Source organism: Enterobacter cloacae complex sp. SHL020, from assembly GCF_049236945.1.
In the GTDB taxonomy this organism is placed as follows: Bacteria; Pseudomonadota; Gammaproteobacteria; order Enterobacterales; family Enterobacteriaceae; genus Enterobacter; species Enterobacter dykesii.
The window spans coordinates 489,497-515,967 of record NZ_JBMKJF010000003.1; the positions used below are offsets into that span (position 1 = coordinate 489,497).

Genomic DNA, 26,471 nt, shown 5'->3' on the forward strand with positions numbered 1-26,471 from the left:
GCTTGTTATTTTCTGGCTGAAAGCCATACGCTGTCCGGAGGGCAGCACCCTTTTTTGAAGATAATGTCGGCTTTAATCATGTAGCCTGACACTTTCGTAAAACGACCGCTTTTATCCGGCGAATCGTATTGATGGTAATGGAACAGCCCCTTACCATTACGTGAATGATGTATGCTCAGCGACTCAAAGCTTTTCTGTAGCCGATCCTTTTCAGCTGCTTCTTCACCCTTTGCTGACATGTATCGGTAAAAACAGCCTGGAGAAACCAGAAATACAAACTGCGCCAGTACATGCAAAACACTGTCTCTTTCATTAACGCTTATCGTGCCATCCTCAACGCTGTCCCTGAGCCACTCCAGATAGATTTCCCCGGGGAGGGCTTCGCTGTCGCAGGATTTACCTGCAGGCTGCTCGTCTGTTGAAGGAGCCAACCCGGGAGTTAAGGATTGAACCGCTCCCGCTGCTGGAGACTGGCCATGTGCCATCAGATCCAGCATTGACATGAGGTTTTCTGCAGAGGCCTGGTAGTCTGCTCCATCTGACGAAATCTCCCCTTCAGGCTCAGCCTCTGTTTCTTTCCTGTTCAGTGCAGATTCAAGCCCCAGACTGAGTTCAGGTTGCGGCGCAACTACAGACATTGTCGTTTCTACGTGCTGAGCACTATAGGAAAATACCGCACTTTCAATTGGTACTGATTTAGCGATTTCTGTACCCTGACTGGACAACGGGATTGCTGCGGTTTCATATAATTTTGGGGACGTATCATCTGATCCTGATGACACCGGTGATGGTGACAACTCAGATGACAATACTCCGGCCATGGTGAGCCCTGTTGGCATGCCACAGCTGATAATGACATCACTGATGATGCTGTTGAGTATCCCCGATTCCTTTCGTCTTCCTGACAGGTAAAGCAGGAGGCTGTCTGACAGAACTGGCCAGCGCTGCAGCCACAGCATGCCGGCGTCCGGCAGCAGGCTTAGAGCCATATACAAGCCACTCATCTCTCCCCCCTTTTTTTTCGCAGGACGAACCCGCCAGGCCACGTCGGGGACACTCATTCCCGGATACCAGACGCGTCCATTCTCAAGCCCCCCTTCCATTTGCGACAGCCAGTTGAGGTGATGGAATAGTCCGGCCCAGTACACAGCACAAACCCAGCCAGGGGCTTGCTCTGACTGCTCTTCAGGCGAGGCTCCCGGTGGCAGCATCATACCGCGCACCAGCCTGACGGCGCGCGTAGCCACCGTGAGACTCAGGTCGGTAAATCCCCCGGGGCCTGAAAAGGGGCCGTTCCATGCTGCCGGGCACGCCTGAACGCGGGCAGCCATCTGCTCAAGAGGACTTAGCCACCATGCGTCTGTTACGGGTTTCGAAAGCGGACTGTTTTCTGACAATACTTTGATGAGCTGACGTCGATCCCTTGTTGCCAAACAGGCTGCAGCGCTTTGAGCAGGATGCCAGCCCGCCTCTGATGTCTTTATTTGCTCTCTATTATTAGAGTCAGCCGAAGCATCAGCACTGTTTTGCTGTCTGTTCCTACCTGTTAACCAGTTTAGTCCGCGCACCGTTACCTCCTCAGGTTTCAGCCTGATAAAATGACGTTACGCTAAAAGCCCCTGCCGCAATTGCAATGAAAAACCCGGTATTAGCCGGAGCAGAAATCTCACTTGCTAAAAATCTTCATAACCGGTTCACGGTTTATGACTGTCAACCACTCACCTTACTGTTCTAATGCCCCCTCTTTCCTTCTATCGTGCAGAGTTTCATTTATGCAGCAGATGATTGTCTTTATCACTCTGACTTCATGGCTGGTCCTCTCCAGTCTTATGAGCTGCAGCTTTACCGGCGGCAGCAGACACGGCGTTTTTGTCACGGTCTGGGCGCTGCTAGCCTGCATACCTTTCATGCTGAAACCACTTGCCCGCGCAGAACGTCAGTTCAGGCCGGCGTTAACGCTTATAAGCCACAGACGCAAGCGAGGTTGGGTGCATCTTGCTCCCTGGCAGCCCACCACGAATCTGACGCCGGAGAAGGTCGGCCAGTTCTGGAACAGCGTTAACACTTCTGCCTGTCAAGCGCTGCAAACTCACCAGACCGTCATCATCTCCTCCCATCTCCTGACCGGCATCCGCGCCCGCAGGGTGATGGCTCACCTAGAAAAATGCGGCCTTGATGTTCGCAGCCGGACATACAGCATTCCCTTTACCCCGGCCAGGAAGGCAGTGATGCAGCTGGAAATCCTTTTCCGGCAATGGCGCTGGCGTACGGAATTTCGAAGTGTCTGGCCTGTGCTGGTTCTGAAACGAAAATCTTCTGATGCACAGAAATAATTTCCCCTGTCACCGGCCTGCGCAGCAGCTCACACTGGCTACATGCGTGTATTCGATCTGAACGATCGATTTTATCCGTTATACAGGTGCCGCACAGCCAGGTAACGTATTCACAGCGGCTACAGATGAGCCTGACATAAGTCAAATCATGACGTTAGCCAGCACCAGGGAACTTATGAAGCGAAATAATATGACAACCATCCTCTCCCGTATTGCGCTGGAGCAGGATGAAGAAATGCAGCAGCTGGTCCGACAGTTTGCCGACGGCAAAAAAACAGCGGGCACGCCCATGGCCATCCGCTTTCGTCCTGCCGTACGGGAGTTCATCTCGCGGGTATCGCAGAGACTGGGTATTTCCACCGCCGAACTGGTTAACGTTCTGATGGAGGGGATAATGCTGGAAACGCTCGCCCCACGTCAGGCCACGGTGACGCGGATTTATGAACGTTTCTGGCAGCTGATGGACGCGCACCGGCTGAGCGTGACCGGGGTGGCCACGCTGCTGTCTGGGATGAACATGGGGCTCAGCGTACTGGAGAGCCGTGAGCGCACGCTGGACTATCTGACGGCGTCAGTAATCCATCAGCTGGCAGAATGGTTCGGCGTGTCTCCTGACTGGCTTAACGGTACTGAGGAAAAGCCTGTCAAACAGGTAACGTTCGCCAGTTGGCAGGATGTCGCAGATCGCCTCCTGCCTGAGTTCTGCGCCGGAACCGTACTGCCTACCATTACGCTTGTTCGCCAGGACAGTAGTATTGACCATATCGGCGGTAAAATGGAAACGGTCATCTTTATCCGTCAGCTGAAACAGATTAACAGAATAACCCTGAGAGTCGTGACCTGTAGTGGCATTATTCCGCATGAGGTTGTAGATAATTATAAGACAAACGATTTTCTGACTTTCTGCGAAACGATGAGGGAAATATCCCGGCTGGGAGATATTGAAACGGTATCAGTACCTGAGCATATTTTTACTCAGTTTACTCGAGGGAATGAATTACCCGTTTCATTGCTTTCAATACTCAGAACTTTTGTTGAAGAACAGAAAGACAAGGGTATTAACTATCAGTGGGGTTGGGAATGAAAAAATAATTGGCTGACCGGAAAATCTCGCTCACTTGAATAGCTAAAAGGCGTGAGGAAAAGATTAACTCTTGACGAGATATTGCAGTTTTTTCCCTCATTATTAAATGGCGGCAACAGAATTTACCCTTATTTATTGGTGCGTCAGTACCAGGGATTCGCTTTACCCAAAAAAATACAACCGATGAAAGGAAATAAATGATGAAAGTATCCATGATTACTCACGGAATAACACTGGCGCTGTTTGCGACTGCTTTGCCGGCGGCTCAGGCAGCAGGTTCCTGGACCGAGGCGCGTAATGACGCAATGGGCGGTACTGGCGTGGCCTCATCCAGCTACACGGCGGCCGCGCTGGCCAACCCGGCGCTGATGACGCGCCATGATGCCAGTGACGATGTGGGCATTATCCTTCCGGGCATCGGGGCACAGATCAGCGATCCGGATAACTTGCAGGACGGCCTTGATCGTGTAAAAGACAACTGGAAACGCCTCAGTGACTCTGCCGGCAGTGGTAACAGTGCAGCACAGTCCGCAGCGCTCAAAAAATCTCTGCAGGACGTCTCAGGTGACAGCGGTCACGCCAGCGCTGGCGTGTCGGCCGTGATTGCCATTCCGAACGACACGCTGCCCTTTGCCCTGGTGGTGAAAGGCTGGGGACAGGCAAAGGCCCGTGCAGTAGTGACCGATCACGATCTGAAGTATCTCGATACCGCGCAGACCGGCATTTTCTCGCCCACGCAGGACGATCTGGACCAGCTGACCTCTCGTGCTGAAGGGGTGGCGGCACTGGTCAGTGAATACGGCCTCGCCATGGCCCATCAGTTTACGCTGGCCGGCACACCAGTTTCGGTGGGGATCACGCCAAAACTTCAGCGGGTCGATACCTGGAACTATAACGTGGCCATTAATAACTACAGTACCTCTGACTTTCACAGCGGTGAGTGGAAACGCTCGGAAAGTGGCGCCAACATGGATATCGGTTTAGCCACGCAGCTGACACCAGAATGGACGGTGGGCCTGACCGGACAGAACCTGGTCTCACGAAATGTGAGCACCCGTGAAGTGAATGGTCTTCAAGACACTTTCCAAATCCGCCCGCAGGCCACGGCTGGTACTTCTTGGAGCAATGGCCTCATCACGCTGGCGACAGATGTTGATCTGACCCCAGCCAGCGGCTTTGCCTCCGATGAAAAAGCTCAGTATGCCGGCGTAGGTGCCGAACTCAACGCATGGGACTGGGCCCAAGTGCGCGCTGGCTATCGGGCGGACATGCGCAACAGCGACAACAACGTGTTTACTGCTGGCATCGGCATTTCCCCCTTAAACGTGGTCCATCTCGACCTGACCGGTATGGCCGGAACCGACCGCACCTATGGTGCGGCGGCTCAGCTTACCTTCACGTTCTGATAATTCCGGGCTGCTTCATGCAGCCCTTCACTGAAAGGTTAATAAAATGAAAAAAATGTTCTCCGCTGTCTTCTGTACAACCCTCCTTCTTGCGCTGACAGGCTGCAGCAATAACGCCTTAAACGAATTCGGCCTCGGTAATCTGAATTCGCTCCTTAATTCTCCCAGCCAGCAGCCAGCTACTGAGAACGCAGAATCGGCACCTCGTGACTCGGTGACCTGGACCTCAGGAACTTTTTCGGATCCAGTTGATGTGGTTGCAATGCGACTAAAACAACACTACGGATTTGTGTCGGATACTGATATCGCCGCTGCGCGTAATAGCGGCCAGGGAAATGCTGGCTGGTCAGCGTCAGCCATTTCAGAAGGCGCCAGCTGGGAGGCACAGCCGGGCAGCTACTATCGCATGAGCCGAAACTGGGCCGGAAATGACCGCTTGACGCTCGAAATGCGAGGTAACAGCAAAGAAAGCTTTATTAAAGCAACCTATACATCTTCCAATCCGGAGCATCTTAAAAAAAGTTGGACCTCGCGTTTGTGGAAACAAATCCCGGACGTCGCTAGCGGCTCCCTAAAATAAATAAGAGGATGAAAAAAGTATGTAGGCAGGCACCGTCTAAACAGTACATGCCTACTAAATAAGTTATTTTTTTGCCTTAACTATTGACTCAGTATAAATGGAAATTAGGTTTCCAATGTCGATTTTATGAGGAGCGATGAATTTATGAATGATAGTTTCGTCTAATGCATGAATATCATAATCCTTGAACTCTTTGAAAAAAGCTCTTACATTGTCTTTTAATAGCTTCAGTTTAGTTTTTCGCATAACGAAAATATCATCAGTAAAGTCACCCTGATAAGAAAGAATTCGTGTATTTATTATTATTATTTTTTTGCATTTGGCATTTCCATATTCATCAGCAAACCAGCCGCAATGGTTATTCATTTGACCGGCTTCTGTTTTATTTATTTCCGATCGATTTTCGTCAACTTCGTTTTTACATTCAAAAAGGAAATACTGTCCATCGACATCTCCCCAAAGATTATCAGGTCCCTTTTTTATTTCTTTATCAGGGCGTTGGCAAACAAAACCAATAGCGGTTCCTAAGTTGTGCATAGCATCTTCGAATTTGTCAGATTGCACGCCGAAAGAAATATTCTGCAAAATACTATCGATAGATATCATTAAGGATTGATAATTATCATGCGATGTCACCCACTTAATAATTCTATTGGCGCGCGTGGCATTAATATTGTCAATTTTTTTATAAACAACACCATCCTTTGGCTTTAGTAAATTGCAATTACGTTGAAATGCTGATTTTTGAACCCTGTTCGATTCAAGCTTGCTCATGTTATATTTATATCTGGCCTGGAGTTGGAGATACCAACCTTTCTCCATTACATCCTCAACATGATTATCACAAATATCTTGCAACACATCACATGCTTTATCTATATAACCTTTTATGAATAAATTCTCCGCTTTATATTCCAAGCTAATTAAATCATAAAGATTATCCCTCCCATCGTGCATATCAATTTCATTCATGGACTCGACATAATACTCCTTCCAACCTTCATCGCGAAGCAATGATTTATTAACTAAACCAACGAACAATTTATCAACATCTACGCCATCCTCAATCTCATCTTTTGCAAATCCAACAATTTGACTACCTATTTCAATTTGCATTCTTGTTTGGGGAGAGAAATATTTTGTAGTTAGGGGGCTTTTCAAAAATTGAACAAGATCACCGCCAGTGATAATAATAACACTATAGTCCTTTTCACCTCGCACACTGCGACCTAACCCTTGTTCTACTCGCTGCGCTGTCTTGACATTAATTATGTCGCTGCTCGGCCTACACTCCTCCTCATACCTATCGGTTAAGGTTTCAGAGTATGGTTTGGAATCAATAACTAAAATACGGCACGAGTTATCTGGAAGATCTATTCCATCATAGCGATTCGCAAAGACTATAGCATTTGTATATATGCCTCTTTTCAACTGTTCAATGCAGTCATATATGGTTTCTGTAGTTGCCACCGTTGCTCCGATGTTTTGAAATTGCTTTGTGTTGGAGAAACTTGGTGCAAGACAAACTGTTCCAAACGTCCGTTTATCGAATGGAGGAAGCAACCAGTTTATTATTTTTTCACGATCTAATGTTTCATCAATCAAAGATGGTATTAATATCATTTTCTCACCAGACCACACAAGGTCTGGGTTAACTAATGGTTTTTTTACTGCTTCAACATCAAATCCTAAACCTTTAATAAAAAATGAATCATCCTGTGTCGTTGCAGACATAAGGAAACGATGCCTGGCTTTGCTGAAAGTGCCAAAAGAATCTATTAGTGAAAATATCGGTGATATCTCTAAAGATTCGCCAGAAATGAATGCCTGGCAATTATGTATTTCATTTTTTATTAGGGGCCAAATGAACGAGACTCTGTTGTCCTCAATATTTTTTAGAAGCTCTTGAGCCACAAATTCTTTTTTATCAATCCATGACCAGTAAGGTATAGGAAGCAATGTATTTGTTCCAACACCATTCTCCATTTCAAGATAACTTCCTTCCCCTTGCTCTCGGAGTTCATCAGAAAATATATTCAGTATTGATGTGTAAAGTTTGCTCTTTTTATCGACCTTTATAGTAAAACTGTTTTTAATAGAATCTATACATGCCTGAGAGTCATCTAGTATGATTGAATTCGCTAGTATTGATTTACTACCTAAACCAAAAACCGTTTTGCCGTTAAATAATTTTTGAACATGCGTTATAAGTATTTTTCGACCAGCATGAAAATCATCAGGTATCATTTTGCTGTGATCTATTATGCAGTAAGGGATGCCAAATTTTTCAGCATCTCTTACTGCTTGCTTTGCTAAATATATATTTGGGCAGACATATAGACATGGGCTGTTTTTTTCATTTATTTTAGATTGTAAGATTAGCAATCCGATTAATGTTTTACCTGCTCCAGTATGCAATTTAATTATGTTATCTCTATCATCTCTTCGGTTATTGAACCATTCTTCGAGAATTCTTTTTTGGGAAGGGCGTAACGGGCCTGCTTCGCTACGCCTATCTAAAGACTCATATATTTCAATAGGGTTGATTCTTTTGGGTAGTTCTTTTTTCTTTAGCTTTTTTGTGAAATCAATCATAACTCACTCCATTTTTGTTGTTCGGAAACTGAAGCAAAGGGTACCCATCAAATCAATGTATTAAAAATTATGTTTTTCGGCAATGATTGGTGTATCCGTTTAGCCATTCCATAAACGAATTTTTTCACCACGATCCATCGAAAGCTTTCGAAGGGTGTTGACAAACTTGAGGCAAATCCCCCTGTAACAGCTCTTTGGTTAGTGCTATGAGGAGAGAGGATGTGAAGAAAGTCAAAACGAGCTGCGGAAGCAATCATCTACTTTATTTTTGCTATGGCCATGTCCATGTTGATGATCGTGGTGACACACTAATATTGCTTTTTATGAGTTTGATTTTTTTTGCCTGCTTATAGCACCCGAGCGCACGGAATATCACTCCAACGAGTAGTCCAGGCAGGTGATAATAACTCCCGCTTCATGTGCCACTCATTACCGACCCCTTGACGCGCAAACCACATGTGCCCAAGCCCGGACTGATTGATGCCGTCAATAACCTTCATTAGTTGCGTGCTGTTAGCCCGCGGCTTATCCTCATCAAACAGGTTCAACTGACTGACGCCGTTAGGCGTGAAGTCATCAAGCATGACACCTGCTTTCATGTAATGTCGCCCCTCTAACCAGATTCGGTCAAGCGATCGCATGGCCACCTCAATAACATCTCGCGTATCCTGAGTGGGTATCGTGAGATTCTCGCTGGCGCTGTTGCCATAATAGATTTCGCCCTGAGCATGCGGTGAAGTCCGGATAAAAATGTTAATTCGCCGACAGAACTGACGTTCTTTTCTGAGCTTTTCCGCTGCCCGTGTAGAGTACTGACACAGCGCTTCCTGCATAGCCGCTTTCGTCGTGATACGCCTACCAAAAGAGCGACTGCACACTATTTGCTGCTTTGCTGGCACAAACTCCTCAAGGGGAATACATGATTCGCCGTTTAACTCGCGAACGGTGCGTTCAAGAACCACGCTGAAGTTTTTGCGGATAAAAGCAGGATGAGCGCGTGCCAACTGCAGAGCGTTTTCAATCCCCATTAAGTTGAGCCGCTTGCCAATTCGTCGGCCGACACCCCAAATCTCCTCCACAGGCTGATTTTCAAGTAGTGTCTCAGTACGCTTGGGATTGCCTGGTGTAAGCGCAAGCACACCGCGAAACTGGGGCCACTCCTTGCTTGCCCACTGTGCTGATTTGGCCAAGGTTTTTGTCGGCCCCATGCCTACGCCAACTGTCAGACCTGTTGTGGCCAATACATGCGCGCGCAACCGGAGGCCAAAGGGCTCAAACCCTTCGCATCCATCTATGCCAGTTAGGTCCAAGAACATCTCGTCGATTGAATACTGCTCTACGCGTGGCGTTATTTCTTCAAGTGCAGTCATCACCCTCTGGCTAAGGCTATGATTTATGTGGAATGCAATTTAAACAAAAAAATGAGCGACTATACCTCATGGCCTGAAATCCAGAGCCTTACTTATTCAGACTTAAATTGCTGCAGTCATCCATGCCGACTGCGTCTGACTTAAGGACGTTCAGTTCCCTGCGACCCGGCGTCTCGGTGCTGGTGATGCCGAACTCCAGCCCGGTGTCGCTCTGCACGAGTCCGGCGGTGCCGGAAAACATTCGCCGGGTGCTTCGCGAGGCCCACGCTGCGCTGGCAGGCTGAGGGCGCCAGCAGAATAATACTGACAGGTTTTCCGTCCGGTTCTATACTCACAGTACAGGGTGATGGCGTTCCACCTTTCCCAACCGCTCCGTTCCGGAGCTGATGACGCCTGATGTGACTCTTGATTTTCAGGAGGTGCGTCAGGCCGTCCATACTTTGCTCCCGGCCTGCGTACTTCCCTTTATGGGGAGAGACCCTTGATACACGTTTTTGGCCACATCAATCCTGACAGCGACGCTATCTGTACGGCCGTCGTCACCGCGCACTGGCTGACCGGGCGCGGCATGGACGCCCGCGCATGGCGTCTCGGCGAGGCTAACCGCGAAACCCGTTTTATTTTTGACGGCGCCGGACTCACGCTGCCGCCGCTGCTTGATATTCCTTTACAGGATGAACGGGTCTGGCTGGTCGATTTCACAGAGCCGGCGCAGGGGCCTGACGACCTGCTCCGGAGCAACGTTGTGGGCATCACTGACCACCACCGGCTGGGCGGGCTGATAACACAACTGCCGCCGGAGGTGCACATTCGCCCGGTTGGCAGCAGCGCCACCCTGCTCTGGCTGCTGATGAACGCTGAAGCGCGTCGCGCGCTGCCCCCGACGCTCGCCGTGCTTCTGCTGGGTGCACTTCTGAGTGACACTGTGAATCTTCGCTCGCCGACCACCACCGAAGACGATATCCGTTCGGCGACCGAACTGGGCGTGCTGTCCGGCGTAAACCGCAGAGCCTTCGCCCGTGACCTCCTCACCGCAAAAACAGACGTCACCGGCCTCAGCGCACAGCAGCTGCTGGACAGGGACCTCAAGGCCTTCGTCATTGCCGGCACCGACGTGCGCATTGCCCAGATTGAAGTCAGCTCACCGACACAGGTTGCCCCTGTGATGGACGACCTGCTCGCAGCCCTGGTGTATCTGGCAGACCAGTCGGGTGCCGCCCTGGCGGTGCTGATGCTGACCGACATTCGTGCCGGTTTTTCAACGCTTTACTTCGCCGGGCGGGAGAGCGTTAACGCGGCCTCCTGCTCCGTGCCGGGCATGCTCAGCCGCAAAAAGCAGCTTCTGCCGTGGCTTGAGTCCCGCCTTAACCAGAACGGGAGTTCATTATGACCTGCTACACCCACGCACTGATTCTTGTAAATGATAAAGACGACGGCACCCTCCTGCTGAAGCGCGCGGTTGCGCTGGCGCAGCCGCTCGGCATGAAAATCACGCTGGCCCACATTAGCGACGACTACCGCGAGATGAACTACGTGTCCGACAGCCTGATGGACGACGTCGTGTCGGAGGAGGTGGTGAAGGCCAAGGCGTTTCTGAGCGAGCTGGCGGCTTCCGTGCCTGAGGCGGTCGATACGCGGGAGCTGGTCACCATGCACCGCTTTGAGGACGTGGAGAAGTGCATCGCGGAGCTGGGCGTGGACCTCGTGCTTGCCGGGCACCGCAACCGCTTTATGGGCATGCTCACCTCCCGCTCAGCGGAATATATCAACCACCTCACGGTGGATGTACTTATCACCCACCTGACTGACTGAACCGGGAGAAACACCATGCGTTTTACACTGGACAACGTGACCGCCCGTGAAATTCTTGACTCGCGCGGCAACCCTACCGTTGAAGTCGAAGCCCGGACCGCGGACGGGATGATGGCGCGCGCCTCGGTGCCTTCCGGGGCCAGCACCGGGTCGCGCGAGGCCGCAGAGCGCCGCGACGGTAACGCACACCGTTTTGGCGGCAAAGGCGTGCTGGATGCCGTCAGGGCGGTTAATACGGAAATCTGCCAGGCCGTGCGCGGCAGCGACGTGCGCGAGCAGCGTCAGCTGGACAACATTTTGCTGGCGCTGGACGGCACGGAGAACAAGAGTCGCCTGGGTGCCAATGCCATTCTTGGCGTGTCGCTGGCGGTGGCCCGGCTGGCGGCACAGGCCTCGCACGAGCCGCTGTGGCGCTACCTGGGAGGCCTGCAGGCGAACCTGCTGCCCGTGCCGTGCATGAACATTATCAACGGCGGCGTGCACGCCCGCGGTCAGGGCGCGGATTTTCAGGAGTTCATGATAGCCCCGCACGGTGCCCCCACGCTACGCGAGGCCGTGCGTCAGGGCAGCGAGGTCTACCAGGCGCTGCGCCAGATCCTGCTGGACAACAACCTGTCGGCGGCAGTGGGCGACGAAGGCGGTTTTGCGCCCGCCGTGTCGTCGAACCGCGACCCGCTGGCGTTTATCGTACAGGCGATAGAGAAAGCGGGATACCGGCCCGGAGAGGACATCAGCATCTGCATGGACCCCGCCTCAAGTGAGTTTTTCGCAGACGGTCAGTATCATCTGCGCACCGAGGGCAGTGCGCTGAGCGCGGCGGAAATGACGGCGTACTACGGCGAGCTGATGGACCAGTTTCCGGTCATCCTGCTGGAAGACGGCCTGGCCGAGGACGACTGGGCGGGCTGGAAGCATCTGCACCGGCAGCTCGCAGGCCGGGCCGAGCTGGTTGGTGACGACCTGTTTGTCACCAACGTGAAATTCATTCAGCGCGGCATTGACGAAAACCTCGCCAGCGCCGCGCTGATTAAGCTCAATCAGATAGGCTCGCTCAGCGAAACGCTCGACGCCGTGGCGCTCTGCCAGCGGCACGGATGGGGCGCGTTCATGTCCCACCGCAGCGGGGAAACCACGGACACGTTCCTTGCCGACCTGACGGTGGCCCTGCGCGCGGGTCACCTGAAAACCGGTGCGCCGTGCCGCGGCGAACGCGTGGAAAAGTACAACCAGCTGATGCGCATTGAGCAGGCGCTGGGTGACGATGCGCACTACGCGGGGCTTCATGCGTTTGTGCGCCGCACGTAACACATCCGCCGGGCGGTGCCCGTCCGGCACAGAAGGAATGCCTGTGACACCTGCAACGCTGATCCTTTTGCGGCACGGCGAAAGCCAGTGGAACCGGGAAAACCGTTTCACCGGATGGACGGACGTGCCGCTGACGGTCCGGGGGCAGCAGGAGGCTGACCGGGCCGGTGACGCGCTACGGGCGGCGGGCCTGATGCCCGACAGGGTCTTTACCTCGGTGATGACACGCTGCGTTCATACGGTCTGGCGGGTGCTGGACCGTCTTGACCGCAGCTGGACACCCGTGGAAAAGAGCTGGCGACTGAACGAGCGCCACTACGGTGCGCTGCAGGGGCTGAACAAGGACGACGCTGCCCGGATGATGGGGGAAGAGACCGTCAGGCTCTGGCGCAAAAGCTTCACCGGCATTCCGCCCGCGGACGCGGAGGCGCCGGCGCAGCTGCGTCGGGATCTGCGCTACAGCCGCGTTGCGCTGGCCGACCTGCCTGCAACGGAAAGCCTTGAAATGACCCTGCGTCGCGTCATGCCGTACTGGCATCACGTTGTAGTGCCACAGCTGCGCTGCGGAAGTACCGTTCTGATTGTGGCGCACGGCAACACGCTGCGCGCCCTGACCGCCTTTCTGGACGGCATGCCTCACGACAGCGTGGCTCAGTTGCATATCCCGACCGGCGTGCCGGCCGTATACCAGATGGATGAGGCCGCACAGGTCGTGTCCCGTTATGTTCTGAATATAAAAAATAAACAGGAGTGAACGTGAATCAGCTTTTTGCCGTCATCACCGGCGGTGCTTTAGGGTGTGTAATCCGCTGGCAGCTGGGCGCACGCCTGAACGCGCTTTTTCCGGACCTGCCGCCGGGGACGCTGCTGGTCAACCTGCTGGGTGGATTTATCATCGGGGCGGCGCTGGCGTATTTTCTGCGCCATCCAGGCCTCGATCCGGCCTGGCGGCTGCTCATTACCACCGGGCTGTGTGGCGGAATGACGACATTCTCCACATTTTCAGCTGAGGTTTTTGCCCTGCTGCAGTCAGGCAGCTATGCCTGGGCAGCCGCCTCGGTGCTGATACACGTGCTGGGTTCGCTGGCCATGACGGCGGCCGGATTTTATATCATGACGCTGTGTGGTTAACCCGGACCGTACGGCCTATAATCCAAGGGAGACCTCAGTACAGCGACCGCTGCACTGAGGTCAGACAGTTCAGTATACTGTTCAGAATCGCTCTCTGCAGGCCTGACCCGGCAGGGTTTACGCCTGTAATGCTTCCCCTAAATCCGGGACACTATCGAGACAGTGTTTCAGGTCTGCCTGTTCTGGTAAAGGTCCCAGCGATTGCCATAGAGGTCCTCAAACACGACAACCATTCCGTATTCTTCCTCCCGCGGCTCCTGACAGAAGTGGACGCCTTTTGCCTTCATAGCATTGTAATCGCGCCAGAAGTCGTCGGTCTTCAGAAACAGAAAAACCCGCCCGCCGCACTGGTTGCCGATAAAGCCTTCCTGCCGGTCATTCGACGCGCGGGCAAGAAGAATAGCACAGTCGCTGTCAGGGTCCGGCGTCACGACGACCCAGCGCTTACCCGGCTGCGGCGTGTCCTCAATCAGGGTAAAGCCCAGCTTATCGGTGTAGTATTCAATTGCACGATCGTAGTCATCGACAACGACAGCCACATACCCCATACATCGCTTCTGTTTTCTCATCTGCTGCTCCATCAGTTACGGCATAACGCCCACTATAATCAAATTTATATCAATACGACGTTCGGTCGTCTGTACTGATTCTTCACCGATACCCTCAGGCCGGACATTGTAGACATCTGATCTGTCAGGATTGTGGCCCCAGTCTTGTGAGAGCATGCCCAACCTTTTCAGCATCCTGCTCCAGTATGGCTCTCTCATCGGGAGTGAGCGGAACCTCTTCGAGGTAACGCCGGATGGATGCTTTACTCTCCAGTATCAGCCCGCGCGCGCTGTCTTTAAGCAGGTTGAAATCGCAGCCGATGCAGGCCATCCGGTGCTGACAGCTGCTCCAGAAGGGATTGGTGCAGTATGAGTCACCCAAATCATAGTACGTCGCGGGGCCTGTCAGGCTGGCGGCTTTCGGATCGTGGTCAATGAGCACGCTTATCATGTGAGCAATCCTGTCTGCTTTTACGAATGAGGCAGCCAGTTGAGTCGGACGGATGCGGAGATAATGCATGGTGGATTGAGGCGTTGAGTGTCCCGTCCACTGCATCAGTTCGTACAGCGACATGCCCTGCGGCACGCTGGCCAGCGCGGTCACCGCAGAGGCCCGTCCCCGGTGGCTGGTTATGGTTCCGCCACTATCCTTTAAGGGTACGCCCGCTCGTGCACACAGCATCGGTATTACTGTGTTATTGAGAATGGTGCCGCCAGCAGGCTTACCGCGGTACTGAAACAGAAGCCGGACTTTCTCACCCGTCCGATCGTCGGCCAGCATGGCCTGTTCTGTCGGGCGCTCATCCAGCCAGAGATCGACGTATTTTTTCACCACGGCTGCTACCGGCTTTACAAAGGCTTTTGAGGTTTTTCCGGCAGGGATATGCAGGTAGCACAGTGTACCGACAGGAATGACGCTGCCGTCATCTTTCACTATTTCATCTTCCTGCGGCGTGATACACCCTGTAGTCAGACGGAGCAGCTCGTTTTTCCGCAGCCCTGCATGGGTCCAGATAACGGCCATCGCCTGCAGCATGGCCAGCGGATAATGTATTTCAGTGAGCAGATCTTTCTGACGCAGATTCAGGCTGGCCCAGATGAGCTTCAGCCAGACCGGATCGTCGATCACCCGGGGATTGACCCCACGGCGGAAAAGGGGCGTATCGGGCGTGGAGAGATGACGGGCAGGGCTGAAACGCAGGCGTCCCCAGCCCCAGTTTTCGTAATCAATCATAAAACGGCGCAATGAATAGATAAAATTCGCTCTGGAATGCGGCATCATGGGCTCGCCGGAGCGCACCGATTTGCGGATGCCCCTTTCAGTGCCCAGCTGAAGATCATCCACATTCATCCGGCCTACCGCCGCGATAAAGCTGGCGCAGGTTTCCATCGTCCAGTCAGCCGGTTCTCTTACCTCCGGATGCGCTTCTGCCAGCCAGAGGCCGCATCGCAGAATAAAACTGTACAGGCTTTCGCAGGAGCGGGGCCTGAGCACCGACGTTTCCCGCCAGCGACGGCACCAGTGTACCCAGGCCGGATCGATGCCTTCCACCGGCTTTTCATACCACTGCGTGTAGTTTCGCATCCTCATTGGAGTGCTGATAATGCCCAGCGCGGCGAGCGCATGTGAAACGCGACCGACATAGCGGGAAGTCCCTGCCTCCATGCCGGACTGGACCTGCCAGAGCAGTTCCGGCGTAAATGACTCAAGCCGGGGATCCCTGTTCACGATCATCAGCGTGGCCAGTATGCCTGAGACATGATTTTTCTGGCTGGCCGGGGCATATCCCAGCGACGTCAGCGTATCGGTAAGTCGTTGCAGCTCCTGGTGATAAAAAGCCTGGCCAAAGATAGCTGAGGCATACAGGGCGGGTTTCCGGATATCGGGCAGGCTGAGCGGGTCATGCAAATCAGCAAGATGCCAGGCAAAAGCGGCTATTAACGGCCGGCCATCACGGACTTCCCGGCAGAGTGTCTGCCAGCGTTCCTGCGACCAGCACCAGCAGGGTATGCCGGTTACATGCATTTCACGCAGCAATCTGGCTATTACAAGTCTGGTGATTTTTCTGCCGCATCCGCTTGCGGCGGCAATATCCGTCAGCGGTCTGATAAGGTCTGGTACGGGATCCATGCGTGACATACCGGACCGGCTGTGAGAGCTGGCCAGCGCCACCTGTTCAGCGGAACTCAGTGACGTTTCAAGCCGGTATGCAGTCATGTCGAACGGACGCCAGTTGCATTCAATCGGTCTTTGAGTGCTCATGCTATTTCTCCGCGCTGAAAATGAGGTTCGCCATTCTCAGATCTGCCGTTTCTATCGCGCCCGCCATCCTGGCGGCGAGATCCCGCGCGGAAAGGTGGATGTAAATCTGGGTAGTGGTCAGGTCGCGGTGTCCCGCACAGGTAGCCAGCTCGTGCAGCTTCCAGCCTGCGCGCGCCAGATGTGTGAGGCGCAGGTGGCGGAAGGTATGGGTTGAGATATCCGGTAGCCCTGAAATCAGTGCCCATTCCCGTACCGTTTTGCTCCAGGTCCAGAATGAGAGCGGTGCGCCCTGATTACGATCCGACTCAGAACGAAACAGGGCACCTCTGATGATTCCTGCCCGCTTCATCTGCATAAGGTGGGCCGCCAGCACGGGTGTAACGGCCGGGCTGTAACAGACAATACGCTCACGCCGGTTCTTGGTGGTTTCTGCCCGGATGCGGATGAGCCGGTGTGCAAAGTCGATGTCTTCGATACTCAGTGAGGTAATTTCAGACCGCCGCAGCGCGCCGTAATAAGTCAATGCCAGCATCAGGCGGTCACGCAGCGGGGAAGCGGCGGCATGAAAAAGAAAAGACTGCCACTGCGCATCGTCAGGAATGCGCGGCAGCTTCACGACGCGGGGGACCAGCCCACGGCCAGAACTCAGCATGCCGGGCGTGCCGGAACGGGGCAGTGGATTGACCTGGCAGAGGTCCAGATACATAAGAAAGTCATACCAGAGGCGGATAGCGGACAGGCGCAGCTGAAGCGTGGCGCTGGCCGCAGGGTAAGGCATGCCGGGCAGCTGGGGACTGATGTAGGCGGCCAGGTCTTCAAACCGGGCCTTTTCAGGTTCAACTCCATTCTGGCTGCAGAACGTAAAATAATGGTGGAGGGCATTGCGGTAGGCTGTGAGCGTGGCCTGCGCGCGACCCAGATTTGATAAAAGCTTCAGCCAGCGCTCTGCCAGTAACAGAGCATGTTCATCCGGTGGAATCAGCATCGTGTTCTCCTCTGACAGCAATATCGCTGCTCAAAGATTACTCACTCAATGTTGCATTCCACTTAACTTACTATAAGGCATAATTACTGCTAAACACATGTACGCGCTCAGCAAAATCTTGCCCCTTAATTTGGAACCACGGTGTGCCCATTTTTATGCCCAGTTTTTTGGCACCAGCGCTACGTGCTATAACACAGCCGTCGTTATATCTGAGGGTCGCTAACAGTTACTTATATATAACAATATGATTTTAATCGGTATTGGATTACTAACTTTTTCTATATCTCAAGTCTCGCAGGATTAATTTAATCCGCAACTTATAGAACGAATCCGGTGAGAAGCATCTTCAAATAGGTAGGTGATCAGTCACCTTCCGTTATGTGCCAAAGGCGAACGTTGATAAAACCAGTCTGTACATACTAATAGGGGCTAGGCAGGGGAATTGCGGGTAATACCGCTACATTTTTACGAGTTCCTATTGGATATTGGTTAAATGTGAGGGTTGCTACTCAGAAACATGACCGTGGGGAATCTGTTGGCCATCAATGAAAAGCCGCCAGAGACTCCCCCTTAGCGGCTCTAAGCATGAGCGGTTTACCTATTCACACCAGACGGAGCGAGGCCCTGGATAATGAGGTTCTGCTATTGCCGCCGCTGATTGCCGCCACACCGTAAAGCAGACTGCTCAGTTCATCAAGAGGCACGTTAAGCTCATCACTCAACTGAGTCAGATGAACGCCGTTACCCGCAAGAGCGGCCATCATTTTTTCTATAATGAGTGACCTCTCACGCTCAATTCCTCCCGGCTCACCGGTTCGGAACCCCTTTGCGGTTGCATCGCGCATCAGACTGTTATACTGCCATTCCGTCAGCATGTTCAGATTTCGCATTCTGACAATCAGAGCCATTGCCGAGACTTTCCAAAGCGATTTCAGCTGAACGATTTTGTCGAACGTTGGAAACGACATTTTAACGGCCATCACGTTTTCCAGGGGCATCAGAAATGCTGACGCAAAAGCATCCGCTTCACGCTCAGCATCCTGTCCTTTGACATCAGCGTGACGGTGAAGCACCAGGTGAGCCAACTCATGTGCCGCATCGAAGCGGCTGCGTTCACCTGACTTGCGCGTGTTGAGGAAAATGTAAGGGACATCATCTTTCCAGAAAGAAAATGCATCGATACTCGCCGTTTCCTCCGAGAGCCAGAACACCTTAACGCCGTGCTTCTCCAGAAGATGAACAACGTTGGTTATACTCTTCTTACCAATACCCCAAGCTTCTCGCACCGCCTGTGCGGCGACCTCAGGTTCACTTCCACGGAGATTCGGCAGTTCAGGCTGCGGCAGCGTGAAGCGGGTGCTGAAATACTCGCTCAGCATAACCCCCAGCGCACCAGCTCCAATTGCCGCATGCTGGTCGGCGGCTTTTGTCGAGCGCAAAGAACGGAATGAAACCGTTAGTGGATCGATTGCTTCAACGTCATCCCCGAAGAAAAAGGACTCTGGATACTTCAGGGCGCTAGCGTATAACTGGACCGTCTCTGGCGTGGGTTCATACAGGCAATAGTCTTTTTCGTACTCAATTACAATACGGCTGGATAGCCCCATTTTCTCTGCCAGTTCTTTCAGGGTCAGCTTGCGTCTGATCCGCGCCAGCTTAAGCCGGGACGGATTAAAAAGACGTTTGCCGTCATCGACAGGCTTACTCATTTGCTTTCAACGGAAATTGATATGTCATCATCGAAATCCTCATCAGGGAAAATATCCGTGCCTTCAAACGGCAGAGGACTCAAAATAATGCGCTCACTCCAGGCGCTTACGCGGGCAAATCCGTCCTGGTTCACCATTCCTACCGGGTAGGACACTTCGCAGCGGACCTCTTTGTTAGCCGCATCATAATAATAAAGGACGATATAAGTGCGGGTGCTGTCTATCGGCGTGATTTCAGATTTACCTGGATATAACGCATCCGGCTGGAACATATCGACTGTGCCGGGATTGTTGTGAACAATCGAACGCGTTGCCTCACCTTTTGCATTTTTGGTTTTCGGTAATCCATCAGGACGTCCGGTGTGTTTGTCACCCGAGGTTATAATCAGATTAACCCCCTTGGCTGAGTTAACGACCATTTCCATTCGCTTGACCACTTCAGGAGACCAGCCATTACACTTGCCAATCAGTTCACGGCGGGTCGCGGCAACCATCTCGCTCCAGAAACGGAACCCTGCATCCACTGCGGGATGAAGCTTGCTAGATTTGCGGCGCTCGTACAAAGCAGACGTCAGAGCGGTATGAATATCGTTTTCCGAAAAACCCAGTCCATTAAGTACAACATCTGAATCAGCTTCGGTATGCAGGATACAATAAGGCATGGTCATGAGGGTGTCTCCATTGGTTCACTTCATGATTTCAACATAATTGTTATGACAAAATCAAGAAGTGGCCACCGGAAAGTTATCACAAATCCTCACTTATTTCCTCACACCCCGTCCCCAGTTGTTCCTCACTTTTTTAGGCTATAGAAAAAGACCACTACATTTCTCAAAGTTGAATAGAACTGCGCCCTTTATCCATATAGTTAAAGAAGTGGAGAAACAGTTCATTGCCTGAGGGAATGAACTGCTCATATCTCAATAAAATATCGTGATGCTTGTAAGGCATTAATCAGTAGTTGGAACTATCATGAACTTCCGCTCCTCGCTCAGGCTGTGTGAGAACTCTTATTGCTGACAGAAGGTCACGCGTTTGGACGGTTTTTAGAAAATTTGCATTGAAAGATGATGCAGATTTAACCTAAAAGCGCAGGCGTCAGTGTCTTTTGCGTTCACGTCTCAAGCTTCAGGCGTTTTCACACAGCCTGCGCTCATAGCAGACCTGTCAAACCCTTAGACAGACTAAATTGAACAGAACGAAACTAACTAACGTTTCTAATCACTCAGATCGTTGTTACTCAGCACAACCACTGGCCTACCACGAAGGTCAGGGCGGAAAAGTGTCTCACAGCTGGCGTAAAAGAAGTTAACATCGGCTAGACCAAACATTGGCATGATCACCTCCGGCGGGCACGAGTGCTGTTAAAGAACCAAGTGACGACGCCGAGCAGCTGTAAGTGCTCCGGATAAATTATCGGATATGCCGAATTCATTGGCAGTAGAGCAAGACTAGGATGCAGCTGCAGGCGCTTGACTGTAAACTCGCCGTTGAGCTCGGCAATCACGATGTCGCCGTCAGAAGCTTCCTCGGCCCGGTCAACCACCATGACGTCGCCATCGCAGAGGCCCAAGTCCTGCATGCTGTTGCCGCTTGCGCGCACAAAAAAGGTTGAGGCACGCCGGCGAATGCAGAGCTCATTAAGGTCGAGTTCTTTTTCGACGAAATCCTGAGCGGGAGAGGGGAAACCGGCGGCACAAGGATCATCATACAGTGGTACGCGGATACGGGGGGCAAAAATGGGTGGCCAGAGCAGCGTTAGCCCAGTGTTATGTTTGGCTATGTTCATAACCCAATGCCCCTGTCATGCTGCTGCGTGACTGCGTAAGCTTTTAGTAAACTACACATAGAATTCCACCCTTCATTTAACTGTTTATGCATACAGTATTATTGAGCCAAATTTATCTGGCAAGAGGAAGCGAAAAGTTACCTCCTGGAATAAAGCCATCTAACTGACCCTGCGGGAAATTTTTAATGAAAATCGCTGGGATAAATTTTAGGAAAGAGAACTTGTCAGGTTGGGATTAATTTTACGTGTAGAAAGAAAGCAGACCTGAATCAGGTCTGCTTGGGTTATTTTTGATGAAAATCAGAAGGTTATATTTTGCTATCCGTTACGCTGTGCAATCTATACGGCCAACGTTCCCAGTAATGTACAGGCGTGCGTAACACCCGTCGCCGCTCATCGCTTAAAGCATTTCCTACGACTACCTCACCTGGTATGCCGCTCAGTGAAAGCTGAATATAAGCCATACCTGCTGCCAGTGGGTCGATGTCTGTTGCTGAAAACCACATGTGTTGATGCGGCGGATAACCTGCCTCCATCATCACGTTGGCGTACGCCAACACCATACAACCTGAACCACAGGCTGGCTCCCAAAGTGTAATAAACGGTTTATGCTCCAATTGTTTTTCAATATTCCCAAGCTGAAGCTGAGCCATCATGCGGGCGATACTCCATGGGGTAAAAAACTGTCCACGGTATTTATCACCCATATCAAGCTGCATAAAGATCCGCCCCAGAAAATCACCTGGAGCATCCTCAAGTCCGCTGACTACATGGGCCAGCAAATGCGCCATGTTCTCCACATCGGGCTTTTCATATCGTGACACTATGCGCAAATACTTCTGCTCGCGCTTTTCGCAGAACTGAAGGCGATTTTCCAGTGCGATGACACTGCAACTGATGAAATCCTCAAATACCTGATGCCGGCGGTGGTAACGCGCCGTCTGGCTGAAGAGTGAAAGAAAAGCCTTTTCGTGATTTATAACTTTTTTCATGCGTGCTTCCTCGTGCAAAGGGAACACGCTCCCGGAGGGAAACGGTGTTCCCTTCAGGTGAAAAAAAGCCACAGCTCTCGCTGTGGCTGGTTAGTGAAGCCGTATAAAACGGTTCATTTTGGTGTTATGCACGGATACTGCCGTAATGTGCTAAGCCGGACGCAGGTACCGCTGCCTTATCAGGCGTCACCAGATACATACGGGCCCCTTCAGTGGCCTCTGACTGGCGCAGTTCCTCTGCCGGGTAAGGACCGCTGTCAACATGGTCACCACGGTCAAAGCAGTTGTAGCCTGACGTGCCGGCTTCCGGTGAAATCCAGTAGTGACGGATTTCACAGTCAAACAGCTGCGACATCTCGCCCATCACCTCGCCTGAAGGCGGAAACCAGGGAGATCTAAAGCTCAGTGTCAGTGAGCTGACTTCATCTCGATTCCAGATGGCCTGATGGCCAGCCGGAAACGCCATGCCAAACAGCTGCAGATAAAGTTCTGATGCCGTGGAAAGTCCGGTGAACAAACCACTTTCGCCGTTGAGCTCAGTGGCCAGACGTGACGGCATCACCATCAGCATGTCGCAGGGGCAGGTTGCCTCCGGCATGATGCTGAGCCATTCCCAGCGCTCCTGCGGGTCGAAGTGACCGCCGGCGCCGGCAACGCCAAACCAGTCGGCATAGTGCACGGCCATCAACTGCGCCATTATCTGCCGCGCTGAAAGCGGAACAGCTTCCCACTTCAGCGCATCGATGCCGGACTGCAGCCAGATTTTTTCCATGCGGGAAACCGTTTTAGTGTCGATCCATGCATCCTGCTCCAGCAGCTCAATGAAGTGCTGGAAAGCCTGGTTGGGTGAGGTCTGCGCACCCGCGCCATATGCGGTAAGCATTGGGTAAGGTGTGTATTCCACCGCCCTGACGGGCTTCAGTATGCCGGCACAGCCGGCCAGAAACAGCTTTGTAGCCTGCCGTATGGCCTGCCGGTAAAGCGGTTTTTCCGTGCCGGCAATCCAGGGCTGCATCACATCGAGGCAGACCGATTTGGCGGTGATTTCCAGACGGTTATGGCACCATGAAAACATTGTGAAACTCCTCTTGTCAGTTAAAACGAAAAGAGGGCATCCCCCTGAGGAAGATGCCCTCAGGGGGATGATGGCGGCCGCAGCCGCCGGTTCAGTTATGCCGCCTGTTCGGTATTCCGGTTCAGGGGCTCAAGTAAGTATTCCGAGGCTTCCCGGGCGAAACGACAGGCCCGGAAAATTGCTCGTTTGTCTTCACGCAGCGCTCTCAGCCAGCCGGCGAGGTAGCTTTCGTGCTGCACGTCGCCGGTAATACCCAGCTGCGCGCAGAGAAAAGCACTGCCGGTTTCCGCTATCAGCTCTTCGAAGGCGTACACCGGGTCACCAAACTGCCGTGATGAAGAGGTGATCCCTTCCCGGTTGAGTCGGCTCCCGTGACCAGTGGCATGCACTAGCTCGTGTAGCAGCGTGGACCAGTAATCCGCCTCCGTAAGAAACTGCGGCGCCGTCGGCATCACGATGCGGTCTGCGCCCGGGCGATAATACGCCCGGTCCTGCCGGCGATGGTCACACCCGACGCAGGTTGCGCTGAGTATCTGTTGCACCTGCTTCAGCTGAATTGCGCTGAGATCAGAGTGCTGCCCGGTCGGTGCAGTATGAGCAACCGTTCCGGTAACAGATTTAGGTAACCCTTCACACTGATGAACACTGAACAGCTGCAGTTGTTTGATCATGGCCAGTTGCTCCATGACAGGTTCACCGTCCCTAAACAGCAGGTTATCGCTACTGTCCCGGGCCTGTTTCTCAAACGGTTTGTAAATGATGGCCAGCGCGCTGGTTTCGCCCTTTCTGACGTATCCGCCGGCGTCTTTCGCCTGCCGGAAGGTAATCCAGCGGTCGGAGGCGTAACCCTGCTCTTCAGCAGCCATCCACAACAGCGGAATATTGATACCACTGTAGGCACGGCCGGTGACGGCATTCACCGGCAAACTGCTGCCGTGCACGCCTTTAGCCGAACGCCATGGCCGCCGCCAGGGGGGCACGCCGTTCTCCAGCGCAACAATGATTTTGTCTGTGACCTGCTGGTACAGGTCGGGAGTGTTAAGTTCTGCCGCTTTACGCCGGCCAGAAGTCGTTTTCATCAGATGCTGCCTTTTAGTAAGGGGCGCATCCTGTCCAGTGGCGGACAATGCGCCACCAGTGAGTGGAAAAATCAGTTATCAGGAGTAGCGTAAGGAGCCGTCTGACATAACGGTACGGATGCGATCAGTTACGCTTGCGACTGCACGATTAAACATCTCCCGATCTGCGGGTTTGGCCCGTTTTGAGTCCAGGCGTATTACCTGATCCAGAACACGCAGTGCCTGTGAACGCCAGCTCAGACGTTCAGCATTACCCACGCAGGCATGAAAGTGGCGCAACGACTGGTCATAAAGCCACTGCACACTATCCCGGTATTGCCCCACCGGCACATACATCTTCAACGGAGGTTGCGTTTCTTTATGAAGAGTCAGCGCATTATTCAGGTCACTGATAACGGGGGTTATCAGCAGGTCACAATGTTTACTCAGCACCGCATCGAACATGCTCTGTGCCAAGAAAGTTTTGAAAGAGAATTCTTTATCTGGGATCAGCCCGTCGGCGACATCTGACCAACCAGAATCTTTTGACGGATTACAGCCTTCAGCCCAGGCTTTCATCCACTCGCCGGGGCGTCGGTCATCGGGTATGCGGATATAAATCCCCAGGTTCTTTTCGAGTATCAGCGGGCGCTGCATACCCAGATTTTGAGTGAGCAGCGGACGAAGTTCAGTTGATGTAAAGCGGATCATGTTCCCTCCAGTTAAGATGAGGAGGAAACCTCCCCGGGAGGGAAGGTCCCTCCGGGAAGTGTTAATCAGTGAAGAACGATTCAGTCGAAGCGGTAACGCAGTCCGGCCATCTGCTGCGCCATTTGCCGTCCAGCGTGTAAGGCTTTACGGGCAGAGGCAAAATGACCGGTGCTGGCCAGCTGCTGATAGTGCCAGTCGCGTGAACTGTAACCTGTTCTGCGCGAAATGATGGCGGTATATCCGTCATCAGACTCGATGACCTCAGCGCGGAAACTGCTGTAACCGCTGCGGTTCGTAAACCATTCTGCCTGTCGCTGCTTCATTGCCTCTGTAAGGCTGCTGAGCATGCGGGTGGTACGGGTGATGAGTATCAGCATTATACTGCTCATGGTTTTCTCCTTGATGAATACGGAGAAAACCGTCACCGCGGATGCGGGAAGGTTTTCCCCGCATGGGTTATCGCGTTTGTCTCAATGACGCCAGCTTTTAGTGTATGACTCATTCACAATCCGGTTGAGTCTGAACCCAATGGTCCGGCTCAGTCCATCCAGCGATCTTCGCTTATGAGATTCTCTTCGTCCTGGACCGCGCGCCCGAAAAAAAACGTCCAGGCAGCGTCGTCAATTTCTCTGGCCATATTGCAAAGGCCTTCGAAGAAAGACTTCCAGGATTCAGGAATAAGATTGCGTACAGACAATGCTGCGAGGTCTTGTGCAACAGCAGCCATGTCCCAGACATAGTACGCAAAGCCATCTATGTCGGTTTGAGTGTTAAGGCCAAGGCGACGTAGAGCTGCAATGCTCAGCAAATCACCTTCAGCATTAACAAGCGCCACTTTGTGCGCAGTCAGCTCACGGGCACGAATGTGAAAGGATGGTTCAGGTAAATACTCGTTCATAAAGGATTCCTTAAAATTGAGGAACCCTGTCCCTTACGGGGACAAAAGTCCCGTCAGGGTGACAAATGATTAAATTGTTCAGACCGTCGTGTTACTTCAGAGAGGGTAGCTCTGATAAAACATTTTGCGTAGTTGGTCTGTGGCTTCGTCCAGCGCTTTTTCCTCGCAAGCCCGGGTTATGCCCTGCTGAAAAGCTTCGTTCCAGTGTCGGCTGTGGACCTCTGCGCCCATAAGGATGAGACAGTCCACCGCGTTTTCAACAAAGTCATATCTGACGTAACCGGATTGCATGACAAAACCTGTGGAATCTGCAACCCACCTGATAAATGTCAGGTAATCGGGAAGACCGTCATCTGACATAGCAGCGTCGGCGTCGACCCTTAGTTTGTTCATTAAATGGAAATTAAGCTGAGTGCGAACATATTCCACCATGATGCTTGCCTTAGCAGAAGAATCACAGCTGAGTAAGGTATTTGGATTGAACACTTGTGTGTAATGCATGGAAACGATTCCTCGAAGAAGGGAAACGTCCCATAGGGAAATTTTCCCTAATGGATAGCGAATAGGCCTTTTGCAAGCTGCCAGATGAGTACAACAAGAAAACCGAGAAGAGGTGATTAGTTGAAAGGACCTTAGCCCATAAGGGACTCTGTTTTCAAAGGTTAAACAGATTTATTACCGCTCGAAAGCGCCATCTCTCAGGTAACGATGGCATTGGCGTGTGACTACCCGAAGGCGTTCCTCTCAAATCACTGGAACATTGGCAGTTGTCGGTGTGACAACGGTTAGCAATCTAAGCGTACACAATCCGCTCATTTCCAGCAATA

At 52.3% G+C, this 26,471-nt stretch carries 25 protein-coding genes, 3 pseudogenes and 1 riboswitch; of the genes and pseudogenes, 10 read left to right on the forward strand and 18 right to left on the reverse strand.

The window, feature by feature from the left end; genetic code table 11:
- Window positions 1-5: 5 nt before the first annotated feature.
- The gene (locus ACOTZB_RS11160; protein ID WP_421627143.1) at window positions 6-1,568 is read right to left on the reverse strand and encodes a TraI domain-containing protein; all 1,563 of its coding nucleotides are present in this window, start codon (window positions 1,566-1,568) and stop codon (window positions 6-8) included.
- A 204-nt stretch (window positions 1,569-1,772) separates the two neighbouring features.
- Between ACOTZB_RS11160 and ACOTZB_RS11165 the strand changes: the two genes are divergently transcribed.
- The 4 genes from ACOTZB_RS11165 to ACOTZB_RS11180 all read left to right on the forward strand — a co-directional run bounded on the left by ACOTZB_RS11165 (window position 1,773) and on the right by ACOTZB_RS11180 (window position 5,403).
- Window positions 1,773-2,333 (forward strand): hypothetical protein, encoded by a 561-nt coding sequence (locus ACOTZB_RS11165; protein WP_421627144.1) that lies wholly within the window; start codon window positions 1,773-1,775, stop codon window positions 2,331-2,333.
- A 148-nt stretch (window positions 2,334-2,481) separates the two neighbouring features.
- The gene (locus ACOTZB_RS11170; RefSeq protein ID WP_421627145.1) at window positions 2,482-3,417 is read left to right on the forward strand and encodes a conjugal transfer protein TraE; all 936 of its coding nucleotides are present in this window, start codon (window positions 2,482-2,484) and stop codon (window positions 3,415-3,417) included.
- A 197-nt stretch (window positions 3,418-3,614) separates the two neighbouring features.
- The gene (locus ACOTZB_RS11175; RefSeq protein WP_421627146.1) at window positions 3,615-4,823 is read left to right on the forward strand and encodes a conjugal transfer protein TraF; all 1,209 of its coding nucleotides are present in this window, start codon (window positions 3,615-3,617) and stop codon (window positions 4,821-4,823) included.
- A gap of 46 nt (window positions 4,824-4,869) precedes the next feature.
- Entirely contained in the window at window positions 4,870-5,403 is a 534-nt protein-coding gene (locus tag ACOTZB_RS11180) for a hypothetical protein (protein WP_421627147.1), read from the forward strand.
- Window positions 5,404-5,466: 63 nt separating this feature from the next.
- Here ACOTZB_RS11180 and ACOTZB_RS11185 read toward each other — a convergent pair whose 3' ends face one another.
- The gene (locus ACOTZB_RS11185) at window positions 5,467-7,998 is read right to left on the reverse strand and encodes a DEAD/DEAH box helicase family protein (protein ID WP_421627148.1); all 2,532 of its coding nucleotides are present in this window, start codon (window positions 7,996-7,998) and stop codon (window positions 5,467-5,469) included.
- 347 nt (window positions 7,999-8,345) lie between these two features.
- Window positions 8,346-9,386 (reverse strand): annotated as a pseudogene (gene umuC, locus ACOTZB_RS11190) (translesion error-prone DNA polymerase V subunit UmuC); the annotation flags it as partial.
- Window positions 9,387-9,490: 104 nt separating this feature from the next.
- Here umuC and ACOTZB_RS11195 point away from each other — a divergent pair.
- From ACOTZB_RS11195 to crcB, 6 genes are all read left to right on the forward strand, one after another.
- Entirely contained in the window at window positions 9,491-9,652 is a 162-nt protein-coding gene (locus ACOTZB_RS11195; protein WP_421627149.1) for a hypothetical protein, read from the forward strand.
- Window positions 9,653-9,701: 49 nt separating this feature from the next.
- Window positions 9,702-9,771: riboswitch (Fluoride riboswitch) on the forward strand.
- A gap of 78 nt (window positions 9,772-9,849) precedes the next feature.
- Window positions 9,850-10,758: a DHHA2 domain-containing protein gene (locus tag ACOTZB_RS11200; RefSeq protein ID WP_421627150.1), complete on the forward strand. Its 909-nt coding sequence runs from the start codon at window positions 9,850-9,852 to the stop codon at window positions 10,756-10,758.
- On the forward strand, window positions 10,755-11,180 hold the full coding sequence (locus ACOTZB_RS11205) for a universal stress protein (RefSeq protein ID WP_039334412.1): 426 nt from the start codon (window positions 10,755-10,757) through the stop codon (window positions 11,178-11,180). The genes ACOTZB_RS11200 and ACOTZB_RS11205 overlap by 4 nt, the downstream gene beginning before the upstream one ends.
- Window positions 11,181-11,195: 15 nt before the next feature.
- On the forward strand, window positions 11,196-12,485 hold the full coding sequence (gene eno / locus ACOTZB_RS11210; protein ID WP_421627151.1) for a phosphopyruvate hydratase: 1,290 nt from the start codon (window positions 11,196-11,198) through the stop codon (window positions 12,483-12,485).
- A gap of 43 nt (window positions 12,486-12,528) precedes the next feature.
- Window positions 12,529-13,239 carry a 2,3-bisphosphoglycerate-dependent phosphoglycerate mutase gene (locus tag ACOTZB_RS11215; protein WP_421627152.1) on the forward strand — a complete coding sequence of 237 codons (711 nt, stop codon included), beginning with the start codon at window positions 12,529-12,531 and terminating at the stop codon, window positions 13,237-13,239.
- A 2-nt stretch (window positions 13,240-13,241) separates the two neighbouring features.
- Window positions 13,242-13,616, forward strand: coding sequence for a fluoride efflux transporter CrcB (crcB, locus tag ACOTZB_RS11220; protein ID WP_010260804.1), 375 nt, complete (start codon window positions 13,242-13,244; stop codon window positions 13,614-13,616).
- A gap of 167 nt (window positions 13,617-13,783) precedes the next feature.
- Here crcB and ACOTZB_RS11225 read toward each other — a convergent pair whose 3' ends face one another.
- The 15 genes and pseudogenes from ACOTZB_RS11225 to ACOTZB_RS11295 form a co-directional block, all read right to left on the reverse strand.
- Window positions 13,784-14,185 (reverse strand): VOC family protein, encoded by a 402-nt coding sequence (locus tag ACOTZB_RS11225; protein ID WP_421627153.1) that lies wholly within the window; start codon window positions 14,183-14,185, stop codon window positions 13,784-13,786.
- A gap of 124 nt (window positions 14,186-14,309) precedes the next feature.
- Window positions 14,310-16,427, reverse strand: coding sequence for a tyrosine-type recombinase/integrase (locus ACOTZB_RS11230; protein WP_421627154.1), 2,118 nt, complete (start codon window positions 16,425-16,427; stop codon window positions 14,310-14,312).
- 1 nt (window position 16,428) lies between these two features.
- On the reverse strand, window positions 16,429-17,412 hold the full coding sequence (locus ACOTZB_RS11235; RefSeq protein WP_421627155.1) for a tyrosine-type recombinase/integrase: 984 nt from the start codon (window positions 17,410-17,412) through the stop codon (window positions 16,429-16,431).
- A gap of 73 nt (window positions 17,413-17,485) precedes the next feature.
- A pseudogene (locus ACOTZB_RS11240) lies at window positions 17,486-17,626 on the reverse strand (DNA polymerase V subunit UmuC); the annotation flags it as partial.
- A 388-nt stretch (window positions 17,627-18,014) separates the two neighbouring features.
- Complete coding sequence (locus ACOTZB_RS11245) at window positions 18,015-19,121, reverse strand: helix-turn-helix domain-containing protein (RefSeq protein ID WP_031591973.1); 1,107 nt, start codon at window positions 19,119-19,121, stop codon at window positions 18,015-18,017.
- On the reverse strand, window positions 19,118-19,789 hold the full coding sequence (locus ACOTZB_RS11250; RefSeq protein WP_421627156.1) for a hypothetical protein: 672 nt from the start codon (window positions 19,787-19,789) through the stop codon (window positions 19,118-19,120). Before ACOTZB_RS11250 ends, ACOTZB_RS11245 begins: the two co-directional genes overlap by 4 nt.
- Window positions 19,790-20,350: 561 nt before the next feature.
- Window positions 20,351-20,452 (reverse strand): annotated as a pseudogene (locus ACOTZB_RS11255) (hypothetical protein); the annotation flags it as partial.
- Window positions 20,453-20,460: 8 nt separating this feature from the next.
- On the reverse strand, window positions 20,461-20,910 hold the full coding sequence (gene umuD, locus ACOTZB_RS11260) for a translesion error-prone DNA polymerase V autoproteolytic subunit (RefSeq protein ID WP_421627157.1): 450 nt from the start codon (window positions 20,908-20,910) through the stop codon (window positions 20,461-20,463).
- 308 nt (window positions 20,911-21,218) lie between these two features.
- Window positions 21,219-21,902, reverse strand: a complete 684-nt coding sequence (locus ACOTZB_RS11265) for an N-6 DNA methylase (protein ID WP_421627158.1) — start codon at window positions 21,900-21,902, stop codon at window positions 21,219-21,221.
- A gap of 124 nt (window positions 21,903-22,026) precedes the next feature.
- Complete coding sequence (locus tag ACOTZB_RS11270; RefSeq protein WP_421627159.1) at window positions 22,027-22,977, reverse strand: DUF1281 domain-containing protein; 951 nt, start codon at window positions 22,975-22,977, stop codon at window positions 22,027-22,029.
- Between the two features lie 95 nt (window positions 22,978-23,072).
- Complete coding sequence (locus ACOTZB_RS11275) at window positions 23,073-24,056, reverse strand: ArdC family protein (RefSeq protein WP_421627160.1); 984 nt, start codon at window positions 24,054-24,056, stop codon at window positions 23,073-23,075.
- Between the two features lie 78 nt (window positions 24,057-24,134).
- Entirely contained in the window at window positions 24,135-24,746 is a 612-nt protein-coding gene (locus tag ACOTZB_RS11280; protein WP_200678806.1) for a hypothetical protein, read from the reverse strand.
- Window positions 24,747-24,826: 80 nt separating this feature from the next.
- Window positions 24,827-25,135 (reverse strand): hypothetical protein, encoded by a 309-nt coding sequence (locus tag ACOTZB_RS11285; protein ID WP_058973033.1) that lies wholly within the window; start codon window positions 25,133-25,135, stop codon window positions 24,827-24,829.
- 149 nt (window positions 25,136-25,284) lie between these two features.
- On the reverse strand, window positions 25,285-25,644 hold the full coding sequence (locus tag ACOTZB_RS11290) for a hypothetical protein (protein ID WP_421627161.1): 360 nt from the start codon (window positions 25,642-25,644) through the stop codon (window positions 25,285-25,287).
- A gap of 96 nt (window positions 25,645-25,740) precedes the next feature.
- Window positions 25,741-26,145, reverse strand: a complete 405-nt coding sequence (locus tag ACOTZB_RS11295) for a hypothetical protein (protein ID WP_421627162.1) — start codon at window positions 26,143-26,145, stop codon at window positions 25,741-25,743.
- Window positions 26,146-26,471 lie beyond the last annotated feature (326 nt).